22 protein-coding genes are annotated in these 21,400 nt (G+C 63.2%); 10 read left to right on the top strand and 12 right to left on the bottom strand.

Annotation, left to right across the window (positions count from 1 at the left end):
- Position 1: 1 nt before the first annotated feature.
- From NKI21_RS23570 to NKI21_RS23520, 10 genes are all read right to left on the bottom strand, one after another.
- Entirely contained in the window at positions 2-1,216 is a 1,215-nt protein-coding gene (locus tag NKI21_RS23570; protein ID WP_128303851.1) for a glycosyltransferase family protein, read from the bottom strand.
- Positions 1,217-2,036: 820 nt separating this feature from the next.
- Positions 2,037-2,342 (bottom strand): zinc-binding dehydrogenase, encoded by a 306-nt coding sequence (locus tag NKI21_RS23565; RefSeq protein ID WP_352675274.1) that lies wholly within the window; start codon positions 2,340-2,342, stop codon positions 2,037-2,039.
- Positions 2,343-2,382: 40 nt separating this feature from the next.
- Positions 2,383-2,832, bottom strand: a complete 450-nt coding sequence (locus NKI21_RS23560; RefSeq protein ID WP_352774922.1) for an alcohol dehydrogenase catalytic domain-containing protein — start codon at positions 2,830-2,832, stop codon at positions 2,383-2,385.
- A gap of 792 nt (positions 2,833-3,624) precedes the next feature.
- Positions 3,625-5,001, bottom strand: coding sequence for an MmgE/PrpD family protein (locus NKI21_RS23550; protein WP_352774920.1), 1,377 nt, complete (start codon positions 4,999-5,001; stop codon positions 3,625-3,627).
- A 26-nt stretch (positions 5,002-5,027) separates the two neighbouring features.
- A complete protein-coding gene (locus tag NKI21_RS23545; protein ID WP_352867548.1) occupies positions 5,028-5,840 on the bottom strand; it encodes an HpcH/HpaI aldolase/citrate lyase family protein in 813 nt (270 codons plus the stop codon).
- Positions 5,834-6,676, bottom strand: a complete 843-nt coding sequence (locus tag NKI21_RS23540) for an HTD2 family dehydratase (RefSeq protein WP_352774916.1) — start codon at positions 6,674-6,676, stop codon at positions 5,834-5,836. Before NKI21_RS23540 ends, NKI21_RS23545 begins: the two co-directional genes overlap by 7 nt.
- Positions 6,677-6,686: 10 nt before the next feature.
- Positions 6,687-7,817 carry a CaiB/BaiF CoA transferase family protein gene (locus tag NKI21_RS23535; protein WP_128303855.1) on the bottom strand — a complete coding sequence of 377 codons (1,131 nt, stop codon included), beginning with the start codon at positions 7,815-7,817 and terminating at the stop codon, positions 6,687-6,689.
- Complete coding sequence (locus NKI21_RS23530) at positions 7,810-8,550, bottom strand: NAD(P)H-dependent oxidoreductase (RefSeq protein WP_352867544.1); 741 nt, start codon at positions 8,548-8,550, stop codon at positions 7,810-7,812. The genes NKI21_RS23535 and NKI21_RS23530 overlap by 8 nt, the downstream gene beginning before the upstream one ends.
- 9 nt (positions 8,551-8,559) lie before the next feature.
- Positions 8,560-9,708, bottom strand: coding sequence for an acyl-CoA dehydrogenase family protein (locus NKI21_RS23525; protein ID WP_352867541.1), 1,149 nt, complete (start codon positions 9,706-9,708; stop codon positions 8,560-8,562).
- 105 nt (positions 9,709-9,813) lie between these two features.
- Positions 9,814-10,749: a LysR family transcriptional regulator gene (locus tag NKI21_RS23520; protein WP_352867539.1), complete on the bottom strand. Its 936-nt coding sequence runs from the start codon at positions 10,747-10,749 to the stop codon at positions 9,814-9,816.
- A 101-nt stretch (positions 10,750-10,850) separates the two neighbouring features.
- On the opposite strand from NKI21_RS23520, the gene NKI21_RS23515 reads away from it, so the two are divergent.
- From NKI21_RS23515 to NKI21_RS23495, 5 genes are all read left to right on the top strand, one after another.
- Entirely contained in the window at positions 10,851-11,423 is a 573-nt protein-coding gene (locus NKI21_RS23515) for a thiamine pyrophosphate-binding protein (RefSeq protein WP_352551631.1), read from the top strand.
- Positions 11,424-11,428: 5 nt separating this feature from the next.
- Positions 11,429-12,016: a thiamine pyrophosphate-dependent enzyme gene (locus NKI21_RS23510; protein WP_352799214.1), complete on the top strand. Its 588-nt coding sequence runs from the start codon at positions 11,429-11,431 to the stop codon at positions 12,014-12,016.
- Positions 12,017-12,024: 8 nt separating this feature from the next.
- The gene (locus NKI21_RS23505; RefSeq protein WP_352867591.1) at positions 12,025-13,503 is read left to right on the top strand and encodes an aldehyde dehydrogenase; all 1,479 of its coding nucleotides are present in this window, start codon (positions 12,025-12,027) and stop codon (positions 13,501-13,503) included.
- A gap of 94 nt (positions 13,504-13,597) precedes the next feature.
- Positions 13,598-14,377 (top strand): SDR family NAD(P)-dependent oxidoreductase, encoded by a 780-nt coding sequence (locus NKI21_RS23500; RefSeq protein ID WP_352867537.1) that lies wholly within the window; start codon positions 13,598-13,600, stop codon positions 14,375-14,377.
- A 17-nt stretch (positions 14,378-14,394) separates the two neighbouring features.
- Positions 14,395-14,844 carry a VOC family protein gene (locus NKI21_RS23495; RefSeq protein ID WP_023809527.1) on the top strand — a complete coding sequence of 150 codons (450 nt, stop codon included), beginning with the start codon at positions 14,395-14,397 and terminating at the stop codon, positions 14,842-14,844.
- Positions 14,845-14,890: 46 nt separating this feature from the next.
- On the opposite strand, the gene NKI21_RS23490 is transcribed toward NKI21_RS23495, so the two are convergent.
- On the bottom strand, positions 14,891-15,544 hold the full coding sequence (locus NKI21_RS23490) for a GntR family transcriptional regulator (RefSeq protein ID WP_027167548.1): 654 nt from the start codon (positions 15,542-15,544) through the stop codon (positions 14,891-14,893).
- 106 nt (positions 15,545-15,650) lie between these two features.
- Positions 15,651-16,829 (bottom strand): NAD(P)/FAD-dependent oxidoreductase, encoded by a 1,179-nt coding sequence (locus NKI21_RS23485; RefSeq protein WP_352442508.1) that lies wholly within the window; start codon positions 16,827-16,829, stop codon positions 15,651-15,653.
- A 203-nt stretch (positions 16,830-17,032) separates the two neighbouring features.
- On the opposite strand from NKI21_RS23485, the gene NKI21_RS23480 reads away from it, so the two are divergent.
- From NKI21_RS23480 to NKI21_RS23460, 5 genes are read left to right on the top strand one after another with little or no spacing between them, the layout of a single operon-like run.
- The gene (locus tag NKI21_RS23480) at positions 17,033-18,235 is read left to right on the top strand and encodes a pyridoxal phosphate-dependent aminotransferase (protein ID WP_352442509.1); all 1,203 of its coding nucleotides are present in this window, start codon (positions 17,033-17,035) and stop codon (positions 18,233-18,235) included.
- Between the two features lie 8 nt (positions 18,236-18,243).
- Complete coding sequence (locus NKI21_RS23475; RefSeq protein WP_023809523.1) at positions 18,244-18,693, top strand: acetyl-CoA carboxylase biotin carboxyl carrier protein; 450 nt, start codon at positions 18,244-18,246, stop codon at positions 18,691-18,693.
- Positions 18,694-18,698: 5 nt separating this feature from the next.
- Positions 18,699-20,072, top strand: a complete 1,374-nt coding sequence (accC, locus tag NKI21_RS23470) for an acetyl-CoA carboxylase biotin carboxylase subunit (RefSeq protein ID WP_023809522.1) — start codon at positions 18,699-18,701, stop codon at positions 20,070-20,072.
- Positions 20,062-20,451 (top strand): acetyl-CoA carboxylase biotin carboxyl carrier protein, encoded by a 390-nt coding sequence (locus NKI21_RS23465; RefSeq protein ID WP_023809521.1) that lies wholly within the window; start codon positions 20,062-20,064, stop codon positions 20,449-20,451. The genes accC and NKI21_RS23465 overlap by 11 nt, the downstream gene beginning before the upstream one ends.
- A gap of 37 nt (positions 20,452-20,488) precedes the next feature.
- Positions 20,489-21,262 (top strand): LamB/YcsF family protein, encoded by a 774-nt coding sequence (locus NKI21_RS23460; RefSeq protein ID WP_031212611.1) that lies wholly within the window; start codon positions 20,489-20,491, stop codon positions 21,260-21,262.
- The last annotated feature ends 138 nt before the right edge of the window (positions 21,263-21,400 follow it).

The raw sequence follows: 21,400 nt of genomic DNA, 5'->3' as shown, positions 1-21,400 counted from the left end.
CTCAGTTCATGCCTTCAATAACCGAAAGGTGAGGGCCAGCCTGCCGGTCGAGCAATTCCGCGACGATTTCGGAAATATGAGGGAGCCCTTCCAGGGTCAGATGTGGATTACTCTGGGATGGACGAGGCCGATTCGGCAGCGCCACCAGTGCATCGGCAAATCGCTGCGAGTCCTTGGCTTCCTCCGGCAAAAGCATTTCGACGAGGCCCAGTTCGGCTGCGCGCCGCGCGCGGATCAGTTGTTCCTGGCGGGGTTCGATGCGCGGCACGATGAGCGCCGGCTTGTCGAAAGATAGTATCTCGCAATAAGTATTGTAACCGCCCATCGCCACTACCGCCTTGGCGCCGGCAATCAGGTCTTCCATGCGGTTGTCGAACTCGATAATCTTGATGTAGGGGATCGTGGCCCCCTTCTTCAGCAACTTGTTGCGCTTGCGAGCCGGCATGTAAGGCCCAAGCACGATCAGCGCCTTGTGCTGCAATTTCGGATCGTGCTGATAAGCATCGATGACGTCGTGAATCAATTCGGCGCCGTCGCCGCCGCCACCGGTGGTAACCAGGATATAGTCGCCCTCTGGCCGGTGGCCGGGCAACTGGTTCCGCTGCAGGCTCCGTTGCAGGAAACCGACGAATCTCATTTTTGCCCTGACAGCCGGCGGCACATCCAAGCCGGTCAATGGATCGTAGAAATCCGGCGGGCCATAGGCCCAGACCTTGTCGTAGAACAGGCCTATCTTGCGCATCACATCCCTGCGCGCCCACTCTGCTTCGAGCAGATGCGGTGCATCCATCACCTCGCGCAGGCCAAGCACCAGCGTGGTGCCCCGCGTCTTGAGGTAGGACAGCGTGTCCTCAATCTCACCGCGCAGGCCGAGCGGTTCCTTGTCGACGATGAAGATATCCGGCCGGAAGGTCTCGGCTGTGTGGCGAATGATCGACTGACGCATCCTTAGCGTCTCATGCAGATCGATGTCCTTTTCCAACGAGGTGTATTCGCCGTTGCGCAACTTGATGACGCTGGGGATCTTCACGAAGTCGACACGGGCGCGGTAGTCGAAGGCGCCGGCGATAGTCGCACCCGAAATGATAAGCACCTGAAGCCCACGGAAATCCTCGACCAGCGAATGCGCGATAGTCCGGCAGCGCTGCAAGTGGCCGAGCCCGAACGTGTCGTGGCTGTACATGAGAATTCGAGCGTTTTCTGCGTGCTGGGTCATTCTTGAACGTCTCTTAAATTCTCGCCTTGAGACCGTGAGTGGCCCGCCGGCTTCGAAACCATCCTGGGTTTGGCCGCAATTTTCAATTTATATTGCTTCTATGGAATGCCGTTCAGATATGCTTTCTGATCGCGAGTCCGGAACTAGATGGGTGGCGGATATCGCCGCGCGGGTGTGAGCAGAGACTTCCTGTTGTATTGTGGGATGGATCGAGGAGGAAAGCGATGTCAAAAAAATCGGCAGAAATCATCCCTTTTGATTCCGATCCGGACTGGTAAAGGTGAAATTCCCCTATCTTGCCCATATAGCCAATTGCTTGATCGCATACGAAAGGGCAAGGTCGCTGGCGTCGCACGGCGCATTGTTGTAGAATTCATTCGTGCGCCATTGCACTCGCCTCGGGACCAAAGGTGCCGCCCATTATTCTCTTGACGGGCGGTCTCATTGTGATTCACCGACCAGAAATTGAGCCATCTGTCGCCAAGCTAGCCGGAATTTCAGCAAGAATCGAGTGGATGCCAGCGCGGTCGCAACACACCACCAACTGCAGGGTGTGTGCGACACCGGTTGCTTGTCGATCGTTATGGCCCATGCCAATGCCTTATTGGAGCGGTGACGGCACTTCTTTAAACGGCTTGGGCAGGCCGTCGAACGTCGTGAGGTACAAAAATCGCCCGATTGGTCCCGATAGTTGGTGAACCCTCGAAAATTCTTTGCGGCGAATTCCCTTTAAAACCAAAAGCGTAATTTTTTGACGGCTCTAGTGTCGGTCCCTTTTGGAATTTTCGGATATTTTAGTGCAATTTCAATGAGTTATAGGCTACTTGATCATGCCTTGCGGATCGAGCCGCTTGTCGGCCAGCCATTCGACGACGCGTGGCAACAGCCGGCGATTCAGGCGCGAGCCGACGATGGTCAGTTCCTTGCGCACCACTTTCTGTTGGCTGAGGTTGGACGGGGCATTCGAAAAGCCGAGCAGGTCGATGCGGCCCGCCGGACTGGCCAAGCGGCAGGCCTCGTCAAGAAGTGCGGGAATGCCGGCGCCGTCGATGACCATTGTCGGGCCAAGACCGTCATTCTCCGTGCGCACCGCGGCCGGCACGGGATCGCGCACGGAGTGGATCACCCGGTCCGCACCGAAGCGTAGCGCCCGCTCGAGGCGAGCTTCATCGATGTCGGCCAGATGCAGCGGGCACCATGCATTTTGCCAACCTGCAGCACCGTGACGCCGACGGTTCCGGCACCCTGATCAGCAGGGTATCATCAGAGCCACAGCCGGTGCGGTCGAGGACGTTGGCGGCAATCGAAATCGGTTCGGCCAGCGCCGCCAGACTGAACGGCATGTCGGCCGGAATTGGAATGGCATTATGCGCCGGGACGGCGACGAAGTTACGGAAACCGCCGTCGCGATGGACGCCGATCACTTCGAGGTTGGCGCAGACATTGGAACGGCCGATCCGGCAGGGATAGCAGTGGCCGCACGACACCACGGGGTCGACCACCGCGCGGCCTCCTCCCACGGCAACGCCGGTCACATGGCGTCCGAGCGCGGTGACGGTGCCCGCGAACTCATGGCCGATGACGCGCGGATAGAACGGCGAACGGATTGGAGCCATGCAGGATGTGAATGTCGGAGCCACAGATGCCGGCACGGCTGACGTGAACGACCACTTCGCTGGCGCCGGGCTGTGGCATGGCGCCCGGCCGGATTTCTAGCGACTGCGGCGCGCTGACAAGAACCTCAGCATGAACACTCCAGCTAAGTATACTAGTCGACAATTGCCATGGCTAACAGATCGTCAAGTTGGTGCGCGACCAGAGGCCTCCTGATGAGGCGATCGAAGCGGAACGGGCCGGGGATAACCGGGGATAATTGGACAAGCGTTTCGGCGCTTCTCGCCTAGCGACGTCGTCGAGTCTCCGATGGGACATTCCAGACTACGTCCGCTAGGGCCATCCCGAAGTCGCGAAGCTGCCAGTCAGGTTCCGGCCCCATTTCCGCCGTTCTGGACCCTGCTCCCAACGTTCGTAAAACGAGGTCAGCTATGGTCGGCAGTTTGGGGTCGCGGGAGCATACGAAACGATACGGGAAGCTTTCAGATTCTGGCCCACGAAAAACTCAACAAAACGAAGGATTTTAATATGCCCTCCGGGCCCACCATTATCAATAGTAGTTTACGCCAAATCTCTCATGGGTTGATTCATCAGACTCGGCCAATCTCCTGGCGTTCGAAGGAAAATATTTTGAGCCTGCGCTCTCAATCTCCTTCTCACTGAAACACATGTGACACGCAATACGGAAATTCCGGTGTCGGAACAGCCGCTCAGCGATCCATGCGGCGATCGGCGGCAACGACGTATGAAATGGGAGGGTTTGAACGAGCTCGAGCGTTCGGCGCCATAGCGGACTACGGCTTTGCAAATATATGCGCCGTGCTTCCGGGCTGATCGAGTCTCCAGATGCGGGCTATACACGCGCGCATCTCGTCGGCGGTGGCGCCGCCTCGGAATTCGGCAAGGCGTATCGCCTTGGCTTCCAGTTCCTGTTTCGCAAGCGTGTTGCCGGGGTCTCCCTTGGGCTCGTCGACGCGGGTATCGAGTTTGCGGCCGTCAATGGTCATGACGCTCACCTTGCCGACCCATTGCTTGGGATAAAGTCTGTCGATCTCGGCGTCGAACTCCATCCGCACCTTGGCGCGGAAACGGGCGACGCGCGTGTCGGCAAGTGCTTGGTGTTCGAACGCGTCGAGATCGGCGACGCCATGGACGGCGATGAGGCCCAACACTGTGCCCATGGAGAACTTCGCCTGGTGGACGGTTTGTGGAATGACCACCGCGCCCAGGACATCGATGGCTCCCTGATGGACATGGGTTACCACATCAGCGATGTCGTCCGGACCGAGCCCCTCGCGGCGCATGAGAAGCTGCAGCGCATCAGCGGCCGGATGGGTGTGCCGGCAGGCGGCGTGCCATTTGAAGGAGGTCTCCTCGGTTGCCCAACGGCTGCCGAGGCCGTCCGTCAGGCGGGCCGGATCGGCGTCGCTGGACATGCCTGAAGCCATGCCCTTTTTCCCTTCGAGGATCTGCGCGGCCCCCTTGAAGCCATCGCGTGCCAGATAGGCAGAAAACAGGCCGTTGGCGGCGGCTCGCGCCGTATGAAGCTGCTTGGAATCGGCGGCATCGCGCAAGAATTCCCAGAGCCCTGCCGCCTGGGTGCCGGCGGAGCCGAGAGCATGGTTGAGACCGGCTGCGTCCAGTCCGATCAATCTGCCGACCGCCGCGGCCGCGGCGACAGCGCCAGCGGTGCCGGTGGTGTGGAATATCTCGTAGTGCGAGCGTCCGAGGAATTCTCCTACGCGGATGCCCACTTCATAGCCGGCGATGCAGGCAGTCAGGACGTCGCGGCCGGTCTTCCCCTCAGCCTCGGCAACCGCCAGGACCGCCGGAAAGATCACGGCCGCCGGGTGAAAGACCGAGCCGTTGTGAACGTCGTCCTGTTCCACGATATGGGAGGCCGCCGCATTGACCATCGCCGCGAAATAGGGGCTTGTGCGCCGCCGCGTCGGGATGATGGTGCTTGGGCCGTCCGCCGGCCCCATGGCACGCGCAAAGCCGTCGATGATCTCGACCTGGTGCGCACCCTTGCCGGCCAGCGCCGAGCCGAGCCAGTCGATCATCAGTCCTTTCGCGAAATGAACGACGCGCGGCGGGATCTGTTCGAAGTCGAGTTCGGCGATGAACGAGCAGAGCCTGGCGGTCGGCCAATCGGCGGTGTCCGTGCTCATCTGTTGCTCCTCCTCTGGCATGCCCTTTAGACCAAAGCGGCCCGGCGCAGGACCTGCCTTGCACGTTCGATGACCGGCCGATCCACCATCTCGCCGTTCACCTGGCTGGCTTCGCCTGATGAGGCCGCGCCAATGATGTCGCGTGCCCATGTGATGTCATTTTCGCTCGGGCGAAAGCCATTGCGAATCGGCTCGATCTGCCTCGGATGGATGGCCATCTTGCCGCCAAAACCCATCTTCATGGCGTGGCGGGCGTCATCCTCCGTGATTTCAGGATTGCTCAGGTCGGTCGTTACGCCGTCGATCGGCGCGGCCCGGCCAGCGGCGCGCGAGCGCCAGACGATTTCGCTGCGAGCCGCAAGCAGGATCAGCCGATCATGCGCGCAACCGAGATCGAGCGAGAAGTCGACCGAGCCGAAGGCGACGGCAACGACGCCGGGCGTGGCCAATATGTCCGGCAGGTTGGCGAGGCCGACGGCGCTCTCGACCAGCGCGATGACGGAAACGCTGCGTGCCATGTGCTTGGCCATATCGGCAATGTCCTCCGGACGTTCGGCCTTGGGCAGCATGATGGAGACGCCGTCGAGGCGCCGCACGGCGTCGATGTCCGCTTCGTGCCAGGGTGTTCCCGCGGCGTTGATGCGGACCACAACGGCGGATTTCAGCGTGGCCGCATTGGCGAGAATCGCTTCGCGAGCGCGGTCCTTGTCGCAAGGGGCTACGGCATCCTCGAGGTCGAGAATGACTGCGTCCGCGCCGCTGCCGTCGGCCTTGGCAAACCGTTCCGGCCGCGAGCCCGGCACGAAAAGCGGTACGACAGGCGTGACGAAGCTCACCATTGCGCCGTGGCCTTCACCGTTACATGCCCGTCCGCCGACCGCACCTCCAACGCCATGCCGTCCTTGTCTCGGGCTGTTGCACTCAGGACCAGGCTCTGTGGGCCGCTCGCCGGATGGACGCCGCGGAATGAGAAGCGGCGCGGCGACGTGCCGGCAATGGCGGTGGCGAAGTTCATCAGCAGCGTCGCCTGCAACGGGCCATGGATGACGAGCCCGGAATAGTGCTCGACCGTCGTGGCGTAGGGCGCGTCATAGTGGATGCGGTGCCCGTTGAACGTCAGCGCGGAATATCGAAAGAGCAGCACGGGATCGACGTTGATCGTGCGCTCGTGCGATGCGGCCAGGGGCGAATTGGCCGGCGGGGCAGGGGGCGCAGCAGCGGCTTCGGCGCCGCGATAGACGATGGTCTGGTCCTCCTCGATGACCGGACCGGAATCGTTGGCGATGTCGTGCCGGACCGCGACGAAGGTGAGCGGGCCGGTGCGGCCCTGTTTCTCCTCTATGGCGGTCAATGTCGAGTTGCGGCGGATGCGGTCGCCAGAGCGGATCGGCGCCATGAAACGCACATCGCTGGCAGCCCACATGCGGCGTGGAAGCGACACCGGCGGCAGGAAGCCGCCTTTGGCCGGGTGCCCGTCAGGTCCGAGTTCTCGCATTTCGGCAATGTCGGGTGTCAGGCACCAGTGCAGTCCGGGCGCGGCCGCGCCCTCGGCAGTCTGCGCCGCGTGGTCCCCAAGCGTGGCGCCAAAGCTGGCCAGCAGGCGCGGGGTCACAACATCCTCGACCTCGTGCGTGCGTCCAACCCATTCCTGCAGCGTGCTTGTGTCCAGGCTCATGAGGTCCTCGTCAGGGGGCGAATTCGGACCGGATCCGGTCCGTATCGGCTCCAAGCGCGGGGACGCTGGGAACCGTTGCAAATCCCTCCGGCCGCCCTGCAGGCATGGGTACTGCGATGCGCTTGCCGTCCGGCAGTGCCACCTCCGTCCGGCGGAGGGCCTTGTGGTGCGGCAGGTCGCGCATTGCACTCACCCGGCCCCAGGCGATCTGCGCCTCGTCGAGACGGTCTATGGCCTCGTCGCAGTCGATTGCCGCGAAGATCGGTTCGATCACGGCGTCGAGCGCCGTGCGGTTGGCAACCCGCCAGGTATTGGTGGCGAAGCGTTCGTCGGCGAACAAATCCTGCCTTTGCAGCACGAGCGTGCAGAAGCGCTTCCATTCATTGTTCTGCTGGATGGACACGACCACGCTGCCATCCCGACAGGCATAGGGTCGATAGGGGTAGATCGAAGCGTGCGCCAGGCCATATCTCTGGGTCTCACGGCCCGCATATTCGTAGTGCAGCAGCGGCACGGTCATCCAATCGGCCATGGCGTCGAACATGGCAATCTCGACAATGCGACCGCGCCCAGTCTTCTGGCGCGCCAACAAGGCTTCGAGTATCGCTGCATGGGCATTCATGCCGGTGGCGATGTCGGCGGCGGAAACCCCGACCTTGCTCGGCGTGTCCGGTGTGCCGGTAACGGCGCAGATGCCGCTTTCGGCCTGCACCAGCATGTCGTAGGCGCGCATGGCCGCGTAGGGCGTGTCCTGCCCGTAGCCGACGATGTTGATGGCTATCAGCCGAGGAAACTCTTTCGCAATTGTATCGGCCGAGAGGCCGAGCCTGTCGATGGCGCCCGGCACGAGATTCTGCACGAGGACGTCGGCGCGCGCGACCATCCGGCGCAGGAGAGCCAGGTCGTGCTCGGTCTTCAGGTCGAGCACCGCGCTCTCCTTGCCGCGGTTGAGCCAGACGAAGTAAGCCGACATGCCCTCCACTGCGGAATCGTAGTGACGCGCGGTTTCGCCTTCCGGGCGCTCGATCTTCACGACGCGCGCGCCGGCGTCGGCAAGGCGGACCGTGCAAAGCGGAGCGGCGACAGCCTGCTCGATCGAAACGACAAACAGGCCCTCCAGCGGGCGGGCGCTGTCAGACATTGCGCTGCACCCCGGAACGAGCGAGCACGCCGGGCTTCAGCCGCTCGTCCTTGCCGTAATCCTCGGCGGCGTGGAAGAACAGTCGCGGCGTGCCGTCGATGTCTTCGAACCTCTTGCGGTAGGCTTCCAGGTAGGCCTTGCGGCCGTCATCACCGATACGGCCCGGCATATAGGCGACAAAGGGCGGCAGCACGTCGAAGCCTGAATAGCGCAGCAGACCATTGTGGATCGGCCACAGCACCGTGAGGATGTCGCCGTCGATGCCGTCGGGCGCGTAGGTGTCGGCCGATGTGCCCGTGGTGGCGGCCACCATGGCGAGCTTCCCCCTGAACATGCCGGTGTCGTATTTGCGGCCCGGCAGATAGGCGAAACCGCGCGCGAAGACACGGTCGGCCCAACCCTTGAGGATTGCGGGCATTCCGAACCACCAGACCGGGAACTGGAACAGCACGAAGTCCGCCCGCTTCAGTTTTTCGATCTCGGTATTGATGTCGGCCGAGAGTGCGCCGGTCTCGTAGGCGGCGGTCTGCTCGCGCGACAGGCTGAAGAAGTCCGGATCGTTGCGCTCGCCTGATATGTCGCCAGGCCCGGCGACAGGATTGAAGCCCATCGCATAGAGGTCGCTGACGACGACGTCGTGGCCTGCGCGGGTCAGGGTTTCCACGGCGAGATCCTTCATGGCGCCGTTGAAGGATTTTGCTTCCGGGTGGGCATAGACGATGAGGACGTTCACAGACGACTCCTAGTAGGAACGCGGCAGTCCAAGCACGTGCTCGGAAAGGTATGACAGGATGAGGTTGGTCGAGATCGGCGCGACCTGATAGAGCCGTGTCTCGCGGAACTTGCGCTCCACATCGTACTCTTCCGCGAAACCGAACCCGCCATGCGTCTGGATGCAGACATTGGCGGCCTCGTTCGAAGCGTCGGCCGCCAGCATCTTGGCCATGTTCGCTTCGGCTCCGGGGTTCTTGCCGGCCTCGTAGAGGTTCAGCGCCTCCCGCACCATCAGTTCGGCAGCCCGCATGTTGGCGTAGGCCCGGGCGATCGGAAACTGGATGCCCTGGTTCTGGCCGATCGCTCGGCCAAACACATGCCTTTCCCCGGCATAAGTGCTCGCCCTTTCGATGAACCATTTCGCATCGCCGACGCATTCGGCGGCAATCAGGATACGCTCGGCATTCATGCCAGAGAGAATGTAGCGGAAGCCCTTTCCTTCTTCGCCGACCAGGTTTTCGGCGGGCACGCGCAGATCGTCGAAGAAAACCTCGGTGGTGGCATGGTTCATCATGGTGCGGATCGGCCGGATGGTGAGGCCGCTGCCAACGGCTTCGCGCATGTCGACGATGAGGACGGAGAGGCCGTCGGTCTTCTTCATGCCGTCCTTCAGCGGCGTGGTCCGCGCCAGAAGCAGCATCAGATCAGAATGCTCGGCGCGGCTGGTCCAGATTTTCTGGCCCTTGACCACGAAATGATCGCCATCGAGCCGCGCGGTGGTCTTGAGCGCACCCGTGTCGGTACCGCTGGTCGGTTCCGTGACGCCAAAGGCTTGCAGGCGCAATTCTCCCGCGGCGATCTTCGGCAGGTATCGCTGCTTCTGCGCTTCCGAGCCGTGGCGAAGAAGCGTGCCCATCGTGTACATCTGCGCATGGCAGGCGCCGCCATTGCAGCCGGCGCGCTGGATTTCCTCCAGCACGGCAGCGGCGGCCGAAAGCGGCAGGCCCGAGCCACCATAGGCCTCCGGGATCAGGATCGAGAGCCAGCCAGCCTCCGTCAACGCTGCGACGAATTCACCGGGGTAGGTCATGTCCCTGTCGAGTGCGCGCCAGTATTCGCCGGGAAAGCGGGCGCACAGCTTGGCGACGGCATCCCGAATGTCCTGGTAGTGTTCCATGAGGTTTGTCCGGCTTTTCGTCTTGCTGCAGGCCTCACTATCGCGCCTCGACGCCCTATCCGCAATGCAAGGCAGGTGTGAGCAGATATAACGAAATTCAAATGCTTATGGCGGAGGACCGAGAAGCTGGCCAACCCAGACGGCCCGCCCGACAAGATCCTTGGCGATGTCCTCGATCGCTTGTCCGGCAAACCGCGCCAGCCGCGAGGCAGGCCGGTCCGCCGGGTAGGCAAGGATCAGCCGGCGCACGGGCACCGGATCGATCAGCGGCGCGGCGGTGAGCAGCCCCGCGGCCACGTCGGCATGGATAGGGGCGAGCGGCAGGATCGTCCAGCCATGGCCGTTGCGCACCAGGTCCTTCAGCGCTGAGTACGAGTCCGCCTCGATGCCGACATCGAGCGTGATGCCGGCATCCGCGGCGCAGTGTTCGACGATGATGCGCAGCCCATGCTTGATGCTGGGCAGCAGCAGGCGCTTGCCGGCGAGTGAGGCGAACGATACGGCGCGCACGGTTGAAAACCCCGCGTCTGGCGGTCCGATCAGGAAGAGGTTTTCCAGAAGCAGCGGGCGCGAGCGCAGTGAACGCGCCATGCGCGGGTCGTAGAGCACCGCGACGTCCACTTCGCCCCGATGCATCCAGTCCAGCAGATAGCCGGTGTAGGCGCTGACAAGCCTGAGTTTCGCCTTGGGGTGGGCCTTGCCGAAGGCGGCAGCCAGCGGCATCGAAATAATGTCCGCAACGGTGGGTGGCAGGCCGATGGCCACTTCGCCGGTCAGCGGCGCGTCGGCGGGCGTGGCTGTGGCGCGGATCTCGTCAATCTCGGCCATCACGCGCATGGCGTGTGTCAGCACCTCCTTGCCTTGCTCGGACAGCACCATGCCGCGTCCGTGGCGCAGGAAAAGTGCAAAGCCCAATTCCTCCTCCAGCATGCGTACCTGCCGACTGAGTGCCGGCTGCGCGATGTGCAGCCGGTCGGCAGCCTTGCTGAGGCTGCCGAGTTCGGCGACGTGGATGAGCGTGCGTAGCTGCGATAACTCCATGAGCTATCGAATATCATTATATCTGATCACAATAAAGGAACGAAGATTAGATCGGACAGCCGAGGTAACCTGGTTCCAATCCAAATTCCCGGGGGTCCAAGGTGACGGCGAGCATAGAAGCAAAACATCCGCAAGCGGCAGCACTTGCAGCCGCTCCGGCGGCGTCTGAAAAGCAGTGGCCGGATCAGGTCTATGACGTGCTCAAGGCCGCCGGCATCAGCCAGATGTCCTACGTGCCCGACGCAGGCCACACCACATTGATTGAGCGCTTCAGCACGGATCCCGAGGTTGTCACCAATGTGCTGACGACGGAGGAGGAGGGCATCGCCATTGCCGCAGGCTCCTGGCTCGGCGGCAAGCGGAGCGTCGTGCTCATGCAATCCTCAGGCGTCGGCAATTGCATCAACATGCTGTCGCTTCCCGTGCAGGCGCGCTTTCCCCTGCTCGTCCTGGTGACGATGCGAGGCGAGTGGGCCGAGTTCAATCCGTGGCAGGTGCCGATGGGGCAGGCGACGGAGGCCTCGCTGAAGGCGATCGGCCTCAGGGTGCTGCGCGCCGAGACCGGTCCCGATCTCGTGGAGACGGTGGCGCAGGCAGCCTTGATGGCTTTCGACGCCGACCAGCAGATTGCCGTGCTGATCGGGCAGCGGCTGCTCGGCAAGAAGAAGTGGTGAGCGACATGAATTTACCGACGATGGACCGCCGGGTTGCGGTGAAGAAGCTGCTCGACGCCCGCGATGGCGCCCTGGTCGTGACCGGTCTCGGCTCGCCGAGCTACGACGTGCATGCTGCCGGTGACCGCAACGACAACTATTATCTGTGGGGCGCCATGGGCGGTGCTGCGCTGATCGGCCTGGGGCTTGCCCAGGCCCAGCCCGACAAGCGGGTCATGGTGATCACCGGAGATGGCGAACAGCTCATGGCGTTCGGTTCGCTGGCGACGATCTCGGTGGCGCGGCCGAAAAATCTCGACCTGATCGTGCTCGACAACCAGCATTTCGGCGAGACCGGCATGCAGTCGAGCCATACCGGCAAGGGCATTGGTTTCGACAAGGTCGCGGCCGCTTGCGGTTTTTCGAAGACCGCCGAGCTGCGTACGCTGGAGGAGGTCGACACGCTGTGTGAAGAGCTTCGGCATCCGGCCGACGGTCCGCGCCTTTTCGTGCTGAAAATCACCGCCGAGAACCTGCCGCGCTCGCTGCCGCCGCGCGACGCGGTCGAGGTCAAGAACCGCTTTCGCGCCCATCTGGGCTTTGCCACCTGTTGAGGACCGATATAGCGCTGGTCAGTTTCCAGAACACGGTCGGCGGTCGGTTGCAATCGACAGCCGATACATTCGAGAGCCATGATCCGTTCACCGGCAGGCCCTGGGCGCTGATTCCGAGCGATGGACAGGCCGAGGTGGATGCCGCCGTAGCCTCCGGCAAGGCTGCTTTCCGGTCGAAGGAGTGGGCCGGGATCACGCCCACCGCGCGCGGCAAGCTGCTCGTGCGGCTGGCTGAGCTGATCGCGGAGAACGCGGATCGCATTGCCGCCATCGAGACGCGCGACAATGGCAAGCTGCTCACCGAAATGACGGCACAGCTGCGCTATATCCCGGAATGGTTCCGCTATTTCGGCGGTCTTGCCGACAAGATCGAAGGGTCGGTGCTGCCGATCGACAAGGCTGGCATGTTCGCTTTCACCCGCCACGAGCCGCTGGGTGTCATTGCAGCGATCGTGCCCTGGAATTCGCCGCTTTTGCTCCTGACATGGAAGCTCGCGCCGCTGCTGGCGGCAGGCAACACTGTCGTCATCAAACCGTCGGAACACGCCTCGGCCTCGACGCTGGAGTTCGTGAAACTGTTTGCGCGGGCAGGCTTCCCGCCCGGCGTGGTCAACACCGTTACCGGCATGCCGCTTGATGTCGGCGCGCCACTCGTCTCTCATCCCGACGTCGCCAAGATCGCCTTCACCGGTGGTGAGCCTGGCGGGATCGCGGTCTATCGGGCGGCTGCCGAACAGCTAAAAGTCGTCACGCTGGAGCTCGGCGGCAAATCGGCCAACATCGTCTTCGACGATGCCGATATCGAGGGCGCGGTCAACGGCGCGATCTCAGGCATCTTCGCCGCCAGTGGCCAGACCTGCATCGCGGGTTCGCGGCTGCTGGTGCATCGCAAAATCCACGACCGGTTCGTGGAGAGCGTCATAACGCTGGCGGCCAGCGCTCGACTGGGCAATCCGGCGCTGCAAGAGACGCAGGTGGGGCCGATCACCACGCAAGCCCAGCGCGAGAAGGTGCTGTCCTATCTCGGCATCGCGCGCCGCGAGGGTGCGCTTTGCGTGCTGGGCGGCGGCAAGCCGGCCTCGGGTGAATTGGCCGAGGGCTGGTTCGTCGAGCCCACCATCTTCACTGGCGTGAACAACACCATGCGGATCGCGCGCGAAGAGGTGTTCGGACCGATCCTTTCGGTCATTCCGTTCGACGACGAGGAAGAGGCTTTCGCCATTGCCAATGACAGCCCCTACGGGCTGGCGGCAGGAATATGGACCAGCGACATGGGCCGGGCGTTGCGCGGCGCGGCCGCAATGGAGGCGGGGATGGTCTGGATCAATTCATACCGTGCCGTCTCCTACATGGCGCCCTTCGGCGGCTACAAGAGGAGCGGTATCGGGCGCGAAAGCGGGCAGGATGCCATCAATTCCTATCTGCAGACCAAGACGGTGTGGATAGACACCGCCGGCAAGACCGCCAATCCCTTCGTTATCCGCTAGGCTAGGCTTCGGTGGGAGAATCCCCATCCGTAGCCAAGCTCGGCCCATACTCCTTGAGACGGTGGCCGACTTACAAATGATCGAAGGATTGGACATGAGACAGGCAGGCAAGGTGGCTGTTGTCACAGGCGCGGCGCGCGGCATCGGACGCGCTTGCGCGGAACGCTTTTTGGCCGAAGGCGCGAAGCTCGTGCTCGGCGACATCGATGCCGTGGAGCTAAAAAAATGTGCCGCTGAAATCGGCACCACCGACAGCGTCCTGGCGGTCGTTACGGATGTCAGCAAGAAGGACCAGGTCGATGGGCTGATTGCAGCGGCGGTGGCGAAGTTCGGCCGTGTCGACATCATGGTCAACAATGCCGGCATCGCTCCGGTCCAGGACTTTCTCGACATCAGCGAAGCGGATTACGACAGGGTCCTCGCCGTCAATCTGAAAGGTGCGTTCATGGGCACCCAGGCGGCCGCCCGCCAGATGATCGCGCAGGGTGGAGGCGGCGTCATCATCAACATGTCGTCGATCAATTCGGGCCTCGCCAACCCGCGCGTCGCCACCTACGCGATCTCCAAGGGCGGCATGAACCAGGTCACCAGCACCGCGGCCGTCGCCTTCGCCACCCACGGCATCCGTGTGGTCGGTGTCGGCCCGGGCACCATCGCCACGGACATGGTCATGGACGGGACATTCATCGATTCGGAGGAAATGAGACGGGCGGTTCTTTCGCGGACACCGCTCGGGCGCCTCGGCACGGCAGCCGAGATCGCCTCGGTCGTGGCATTCCTGGCCAGCGACGACGCTTCCTACATCACCGGCGAGACGATCTACCCCGACGGGGGGCGCCGCGTTCTGAACTATACGGTCCCGATCAAGGAGTGAGAAGAATGGGGAGTGACATGGGTAATTTCGAAAAGCTGCATCACATCTGCATCGTCGTGCACGATATCGACAAGGCGCAGGCCTACTACGACTCCATCGGCATCGGGCCATGGGAGCCCTATCCGCCGCTGGCCGAATACGAAGAACTGCAGGTCCCAAGCCCCGAGGGTTTCAAGGCGATGCAATATCGGATTTGCAACTTGCCGAACGTTCAGCTGCAGCTGTGCCAGCCGAACGGCGATCCTTCACCGCAGCGAATTCATCTCGACAGCAAGGGTGAAGGTGTCTTCCATATCGGCTTCGAGGTTCGTGATGCGGACGCAGCCGAAACCAAGGCGAAAACCGACGGACTTGCCGTGCTGATGCGCGGGCGCCGGGAAAACCGCACCGGCTTCACCTACTACGACACAGCCGACAAGGCAGGCGTGATCCTGCTGACCCGGGCGACCAATCTGCCCGGCAAATGATCTTCGCGCGAAGGATTGGGGCTGGACAAGGAGACGGGGCGACTGATCAGCTGCCCCGCAATTCCTGAAGCCGGTCGACCAGGAATTTGCCGCTGGTGATGATATGCATTTCCAAAAGGCCGACGGCGCGCAGCGTATCCTTGGCTTCGCACAGGTCGATGAGCTGCCAGTGGTCGCGGTCGGACTGGGCCTGGATCTCGGTGAGCGTCACCATCATGCGCGTGTAGCGTTCCAGCTGCTGGTAGATGCGCCCGACCAGTTCGATCGTCGCCTTGCGGCCGGACGGCGCGTAGAGCGCGGCGTGGAAGTTCCAGTTGAGCTGGTTCGAGTACTCGCCGGTCTTGCCCTGCTCCTGGTGCTGCTTTGCGCGCTCGCGAGCCAGCGCGAGGTCTGCCTCCGTCATCCTTGGAATGGCCAGGGCTAGCAGCCATGTTTCGATCCGGGCTCGCAATTCGTAGAGCTCGAGAATCTCGTCCAGGGAAATGGAGGTAACGACGGCGCCCTTGTGGGAAACCAGCGTGACGAAGCCTTCCGAATGAAGCTGATGCAGCGCCTCTCGCACCGGAATTCGGCTGACGCCGAACTCGGTGGCCAGATGCTCCTGCCGCAGCTGAAAGTTGGCCTCGTATTCGCCGATCAGGATCTTCTGCCTGATGGCATCGGCGACCTGGGTCGAGATGGTTTTCTTCTGTACGAGCATGAATCAGCCTGAGGCGGCCGCCGTGTTTGTTGACTGGCGCCGTTTTGATTGAAGAAGTGGACGCATAGCACCGTTGTCACTGCGATGCCATGTCGCCCGTTTCGCTTCAGTAGACATGTTCCTCGATAGGCTGATTGCCAGCGATCCGTTCGTAGCGGAAGGCCGAGAGGTCGACAGATCGGTACTCGCCGTAGGCAATGAGGTCGCTGACGCCCGACCCGGTCGCCGCCGCGTGCATCATGCCGTGGCCGCTGAAGCCGGTGGCCAGGACGAAGTTCGAGATCTCGGGATGCCGGCCGATGATGCCGCTGTGGTCGAAGGTGTTGTACTCGTAGAGCCCCGCCCAGGCGCGCAGCATGCGCAATTGTTCGAAGCCTGGCACACGATAGGCGAGTGCTGGCCAGATCAACTCGTCGAACAGGTCGTAGTCCACATCCAGGCCGAAATCGTCCGGGTCGTTCTCGCGTACCGGTGGAATACCGCACAGGAAGAGCTGACCTTCCGGCCGCAGCCAGAGGCCGCTTGTGTCGAAGATGAAGGGGCAGTTCTCGATCCTTGCCGGTGTTTCGAAGACGAAGACGCATCGCTTGCTCGGGACGACCGGTAGGTCGGCGCCGGCCATCCTGGCAATGCCCGCGCTCCATGGCCCGGCCGCGTTGATCACCGTGCCGGCGGCAAGCCGGTCGCCATTGTCCAGAACCACTTCGCCAACCTTGCCGGGAGACGCCATGGTCAGTCCGGTCACGGTCGCGGCAAGATAGTCCACGCCCTGCGTGCGTGCCTTGCGGCGGAATGCCTGCATCAGGCCGGGGCCGTCGAACCAGCCTTCGCTGCCAAGGCCGAGCGAGCCAAGGGCGAGATCGTCCGTGTTGAGCCATGGGAAGCGTCGCGCCAGATCGGCCTGCTCGATCAGTTCGGCGTCGACGCCCATGCCGCGCTGAACGCGGTTCTTGGCACGCTGCGCGTCGGCCCGCTCGGGTGTCGCCAGCACGAGGTAGCCGGGCTCATGCAGGCCGATGTCGGCCAACTCGTCGCCGATGGCAAGCCGCGTCTTTACCTGGCGCAGGAAGTCGATGCTGAACTTCGACATGGCAATGTTGGGCGCCGTGCCGAACTGCTGGCGGATGGCGCTGGTCGACAAGGAAGACGAGGACGCCGTGTAGTACGGGTCCCGCTCGATCACCGCGATCCTGCCATCGAAATCCGGATTGGCTGACAGAAAGTAGGCGATCGAGCTGCCGACAACGCCGCCGCCGACGATCACCACATCATAGTTTGTGCCCATACCAATCGCGTTCCCTATCTCGAATATCATCCGCGGCGACAAGGATTGGATATCTTCCTCTATCGGTCCACGTCCAAAACGAGACATAACCCGGTCTTCGATGCAGAAAAAGAGGTTTGACGTGAAAAACAGAATACATTATCCAATTTGTAACAGATATCACCTGCCCGGCAACGTCGCGGCAGCCATGCCGAGGATTTCCCGTGGGCCTCATCGCTCCCCGTCTCGACGTCATCAAGCCAAGCCCCAGCATGGCGGTCACCGCGCGGGCAATCGAAATGCGTTCGGCCGGCATCGACGTCATCAGCCTGAGCGCCGGCGAGCCGGATTTTCCAACGCCACCGCACATCGTCGAGGCGGCCTACGAGGCGATGCGCAGGGGGGAGACGCGCTATACGGCGGTCGACGGCACCGCCGCGCTGAAGAAGGCGGTGGCCGGAAAATTCAGGCGCGAGAACGGCCTCGATTACAAGCCTTCGCAAATCAGTGTCGCGGGCGGCGCCAAGCAGATCATCTACAACGCCCTGCTGGCAACGCTGGCCCCCGGCGACGAGGTGGTTGTCCCAGCGCCCTATTGGGTTTCCTACACCGACATCGTCCTGCTCGGCGAAGGCAAGCCCGTGGTCGTTCCCTGCACGGAGCCGCAGGGCTTCAAACTGACACCGCAAGCCCTGCGAGCCGCGATCACCGGGCGCACCAAATGGCTGCTGCTCAACACGCCTTCCAACCCGACAGGCGCCGTCTACAGCCGCGACGAACTTGCGGGGCTGGCGGGGGTGTTGCTCGATCACCCGCATGTGCACGTTCTGACCGACGACATCTACGAGCATATCCTGTTCGATGGACGAACCTTCCATACCATCGCCGGCGTCGAGCCGAGGCTGAAGGACCGTACGCTGACAGTGAACGGGGTGTCGAAGGCCTATGCCATGACCGGCTGGCGGATCGGCTATGCCGGCGGGCCGGAACCGCTGATCCGCGCCATGGCGACCGTGCAGAGCCAAAGCACGTCCAACCCGTCGTCCATCTCGCAGGCCGCGACCATTGCCGCACTGGAAGGTCCTCAGGACTTTCTTCGCCCTCGGGCGCTTGAATTCCAGGCACGGCGCGACCGCGCTTTGGATCTGCTGCGCGCGATTCCCGGTCTCACCTGCCGGACGCCCGAGGGCGCCTTCTATCTCTATCCCAATTGCTCGGCCCTGATCGGTCGTCGCCGCCCGGACGGCACTCCTATCGGCAGCGACGACGACTTCTCGCTTTACCTGCTCGATCAGGCGCGGGTCGCGGTGGTGCAGGGCTCTGCCTACGGCCTGTCGCCGCATTTCCGCATTTCCATAGCCACGTCGATGGACCTGATCGAAAAAGCGATCGGGCGTATCGCCGAGGCTGTCGAAGCGCTGCGGTAGGGCCGGCGATGGATCTCGACTTCGTCCAGAAGCTGATCGAATTTGTCTCGCGTTCGCCCATTGCCGAGTTGGAGATCGAGCGCGATGGCGTTCGTATCCGCATGTCCAGGCAGGGGGTGCTGGCGCAATCCGCGTCGCAGCCTTCGCCGCAGTCGGGGTCAGCCGCCGGCCCTGCCGTCTTCACAAATCCGGCTTCGACAGCTCCGCCCATCGCGCGGCATTCGATCCGCGCGCCGCTGACCGGCGTGTTCTACCGTTCCGGCACCGAAGGCGAACCGCCGCTCGCTTCGGTTGGCGATGTGGTCGTGGAAGGGCAGAAGGTCGGTGTCCTCGAAGCCATGAAGACGTTCAACGTCGTGGAATCCGATCGCGCTGGGCGGATCGTCCAGATCGCGTTGGACGACCATGCCGCCGTGCAGTCCGGCGATGTGCTGTTCGTTCTCGAAGATTTGGGCTAGCGGCGATGTTCGACACCGTCCTTATCGCCAACCGCGGTGAAATCGCGCTGCGCATCCTGCGCGCCTGCCGCGATCTCGGATTGAAGACGGTGGCAGCGCACTCGGAAGCCGACGCGAGCCTTCGCCATGTCGCGCTGGCGGACAGGGCGATCTGCATCGGGCCGGCTGCGGCGACGGAGAGCTATCTCAATATCGCCGAGATCATCGCGGCCGCGCAACTCACCGGCGCGGGCGCGATCCATCCGGGCTATGGTTTCCTCTCGGAAAACGCCGCCTTCGCCGAGGCCGTCGAAAATGCCGGCCTCGCCTTCATCGGGCCGTCGGCCGCGGCGATCCGCACCTTGGGCGACAAGGTCTCCGCCAAGCGCACGATGATCGCTGCCGGCGTTCCCTGCGTTGCAGGGTCGGAGGGGGCGCTGCCGCAGGACGAGCAGGCAGTGCGCGCCATTGCCGAGGCCATCGGCTATCCGGTCATCGTCAAGGCGGCGGGCGGCGGCGGCGGGCGCGGCATGCGCATCGTGCGCGAGCAGCGCGCTCTGTTGGAAGCCGTTTCGATGGCGGTGAAAGAGGCGGACCGGGCCTTCGGCAACCCGCAAGTCTATCTGGAGAAATTCCTTGAGCACCCGCGCCATATCGAGATTCAGATTCTGGCGGACAAGCATGGCAAGGCGGTGTGGTTAGGCGAGCGGGATTGCTCCATGCAGCGCCGCCACCAGAAGATCATTGAGGAGGCGCCGGCGCCCGGCATCGCCCGCGAGGCGATTGCCGAGATCGGCGAGCTGTGTGCCCACGCATGCCTAACCATCGGCTATACAGGCGCGGGCACGTTCGAATTCCTCTACGAGGACGGGCGCTTCTCTTTCATCGAGATGAACACCCGCGTGCAGGTGGAGCATCCCGTCACGGAACTTGTCACCGGCATCGATATCGTGCGCGAGCAGATCCGCATCGCCCGGGGCGAAGCCCTGTCGTTCAGCCAGGAAGACATCCGCATCCAGGGCCACGCCGTCGAATGCCGCATCAACGCTGAAGATCCCTACAGCTTTCGCCCGCATCCGGGCCGGGTCGAGCGCTGGACGCCGCCCGGCGGCCCGGGAATCCGCGTCGAATCGCATCTCTACTCCGGTTACACCGTGCCGCCGCACTACGATTCCCTGGTGGCCAAGCTGCTGGCGCATGGCGCGACGCGGGCCGAGGCGATCCGGCGCATGAGCGGCGCGCTGGGCGAGATGGAGGCTGTCGGCATCGCCACCAACGCGCCGCTCCACGGCCTCCTGATGGAGGAGCCCGGCTTTGCCGCCGGCGGCTTCGATATCCATCATCTTGAACGTCTCATTGAAGGCGGTCTGCTCCAGGGACGAGGCGGCGATGACGGTTGAGGAGCTCGAAAGGCTGGCCGGCTGGTGTGTTAGCGCCGGCATCGGCGAGATCGAAGTGTCGGAGGCCGGCTTTTCGTTGCGCCTGCACATGCAATCCGTTGTTCCCTCGACACCCGCGGCCGAAGCCCCGAAGGCCGAAACGGTCTTCAAAGGCGTGCGCGCGCCCGGCGTCGGCGTGTTCCGTCTCGATCATCCAACGACCGGTCGGCCGGTTGCCGACCCTGGCCAGGTGGTTCGCAAGGGCGAGACGGTCGGCGTCCTGCAGGTCGGCCCATGCCTGAAGGCCGTGCTCGCGCCGGTAGACGGCGTGCTGGGCGCGGCGCTGATCGAGGACGGAGCGGTCGTCGGCTACGGCACGCCGCTCTACGAGCTGGTGTGAAGCAAAGGCGATGGTTCGAACCACTGAGGAAAGCGCCATGGCGGCCCAAGGATTGCAGGTCGATATCAATTCCGACATGGGCGAGGGTTTTGGAGCCTACAGGCTCGGCGACGATGCGGCGATCCTCGACATCGTCAGTTCCGCCAATGTCGCCTGCGGCTTTCATGCCGGCGACCCCGAGATCATGGCTGCCACCTTCTCGATGGCGCGCGACAAGGGCGTTGCCGTTGGCGCGCATCCGAGCTTCGCCGATCTGTGGGGGTTCGGACGCCGCATCATTCCGCATTCCATGGATGAGATCGAAAGGCTGGTCGCCTACCAGATCGGCGCGGCGCAGGCGCTTTCCGCCTATGCCGGCCACCCGATCCACTATGTGAAGGCGCATGGCGCGCTAGGCAATCTTACCCAGACCGATCGTGGCGTCGCCGAAGCGGTGACGCGCGCGGTCAAGGCCGTCGATCCCGGCCTGATCTGCCTGGTCATTGCGCTCGGCTTCCAGGACAGGATCGCGCGCGACGCTGGGCTGACGGTCAGGTCCGAGATATTCGCCGACCGCGCCTATACGGAGGAAGGCTTCCTTGTTTCGCGCAAGCTGGAAGGCGCTGTCATCCACGACGCCGAGAGGGCAGCCGAACGGGTCGTCCGAATGGTCAAGCAAGGCGCCATCGAGACGCTTTCCGGGCAGATGCTGCGGACGCCGATCGATTCGATCTGCGTCCACAGCGACACGCCGGCTGCCGTCGCCATCGCCGCGCATGTCAGGAGACGGCTTGAGGCAAGCGGCGTCAGGGTCAGAGCGTTCGCGGCCTAAGCGACCGAACGGTTACGCGGCCGGGGGCCAATGGGCCGGCCCGGGGGGGTTTTAAACCCCCCGCGGCGGGGGGGGGGCCGCGGGGGGTAATGGGGGGTGGGGGGGGGGGGTGGGGGTTTAACACAACACCAGACCCCC

Origin of the sequence: Mesorhizobium sp. M0715 (genome assembly GCF_040320355.1) — a bacterium.
Lineage (GTDB): Bacteria > Pseudomonadota > Alphaproteobacteria > Rhizobiales > Rhizobiaceae > Mesorhizobium.
This window is presented reverse-complemented; position numbering and strand designations above follow the sequence as displayed.

Coding starts and splice junctions, on each gene's coding strand:
- NKI21_RS23490 (WP_027167548.1), bottom strand. CDS start 15,544: ATGCTCGTACAGAAGAAAACCATCTCGACCCAGGTCGCCGATGCCATC.
- NKI21_RS23520 (WP_352867539.1), bottom strand. CDS start 10,749: ATGGAGTTATCGCAGCTACGCACGCTCATCCACGTCGCCGAACTCGGC.
- NKI21_RS23485 (WP_352442508.1), bottom strand. CDS start 16,829: ATGGGCACAAACTATGATGTGGTGATCGTCGGCGGCGGCGTTGTCGGC.
- NKI21_RS23500 (WP_352867537.1), top strand. CDS start 13,598: ATGAGACAGGCAGGCAAGGTGGCTGTTGTCACAGGCGCGGCGCGCGGC.
- NKI21_RS23570 (WP_128303851.1), bottom strand. CDS start 1,216: ATGACCCAGCACGCAGAAAACGCTCGAATTCTCATGTACAGCCACGAC.
- accC (WP_023809522.1), top strand. CDS start 18,699: ATGTTCGACACCGTCCTTATCGCCAACCGCGGTGAAATCGCGCTGCGC.
- NKI21_RS23545 (WP_352867548.1), bottom strand. CDS start 5,840: ATGGTGAGCTTCGTCACGCCTGTCGTACCGCTTTTCGTGCCGGGCTCG.
- NKI21_RS23525 (WP_352867541.1), bottom strand. CDS start 9,708: ATGGAACACTACCAGGACATTCGGGATGCCGTCGCCAAGCTGTGCGCC.
- NKI21_RS23460 (WP_031212611.1), top strand. CDS start 20,489: ATGGCGGCCCAAGGATTGCAGGTCGATATCAATTCCGACATGGGCGAG.
- NKI21_RS23540 (WP_352774916.1), bottom strand. CDS start 6,676: ATGAGCCTGGACACAAGCACGCTGCAGGAATGGGTTGGACGCACGCAC.
- NKI21_RS23465 (WP_023809521.1), top strand. CDS start 20,062: ATGACGGTTGAGGAGCTCGAAAGGCTGGCCGGCTGGTGTGTTAGCGCC.
- NKI21_RS23510 (WP_352799214.1), top strand. CDS start 11,429: ATGAATTTACCGACGATGGACCGCCGGGTTGCGGTGAAGAAGCTGCTC.
- NKI21_RS23550 (WP_352774920.1), bottom strand. CDS start 5,001: ATGAGCACGGACACCGCCGATTGGCCGACCGCCAGGCTCTGCTCGTTC.
- NKI21_RS23535 (WP_128303855.1), bottom strand. CDS start 7,817: ATGTCTGACAGCGCCCGCCCGCTGGAGGGCCTGTTTGTCGTTTCGATC.
- NKI21_RS23475 (WP_023809523.1), top strand. CDS start 18,244: ATGGATCTCGACTTCGTCCAGAAGCTGATCGAATTTGTCTCGCGTTCG.
- NKI21_RS23495 (WP_023809527.1), top strand. CDS start 14,395: ATGGGTAATTTCGAAAAGCTGCATCACATCTGCATCGTCGTGCACGAT.
- NKI21_RS23560 (WP_352774922.1), bottom strand. CDS start 2,832: ATGGCTCCAATCCGTTCGCCGTTCTATCCGCGCGTCATCGGCCATGAG.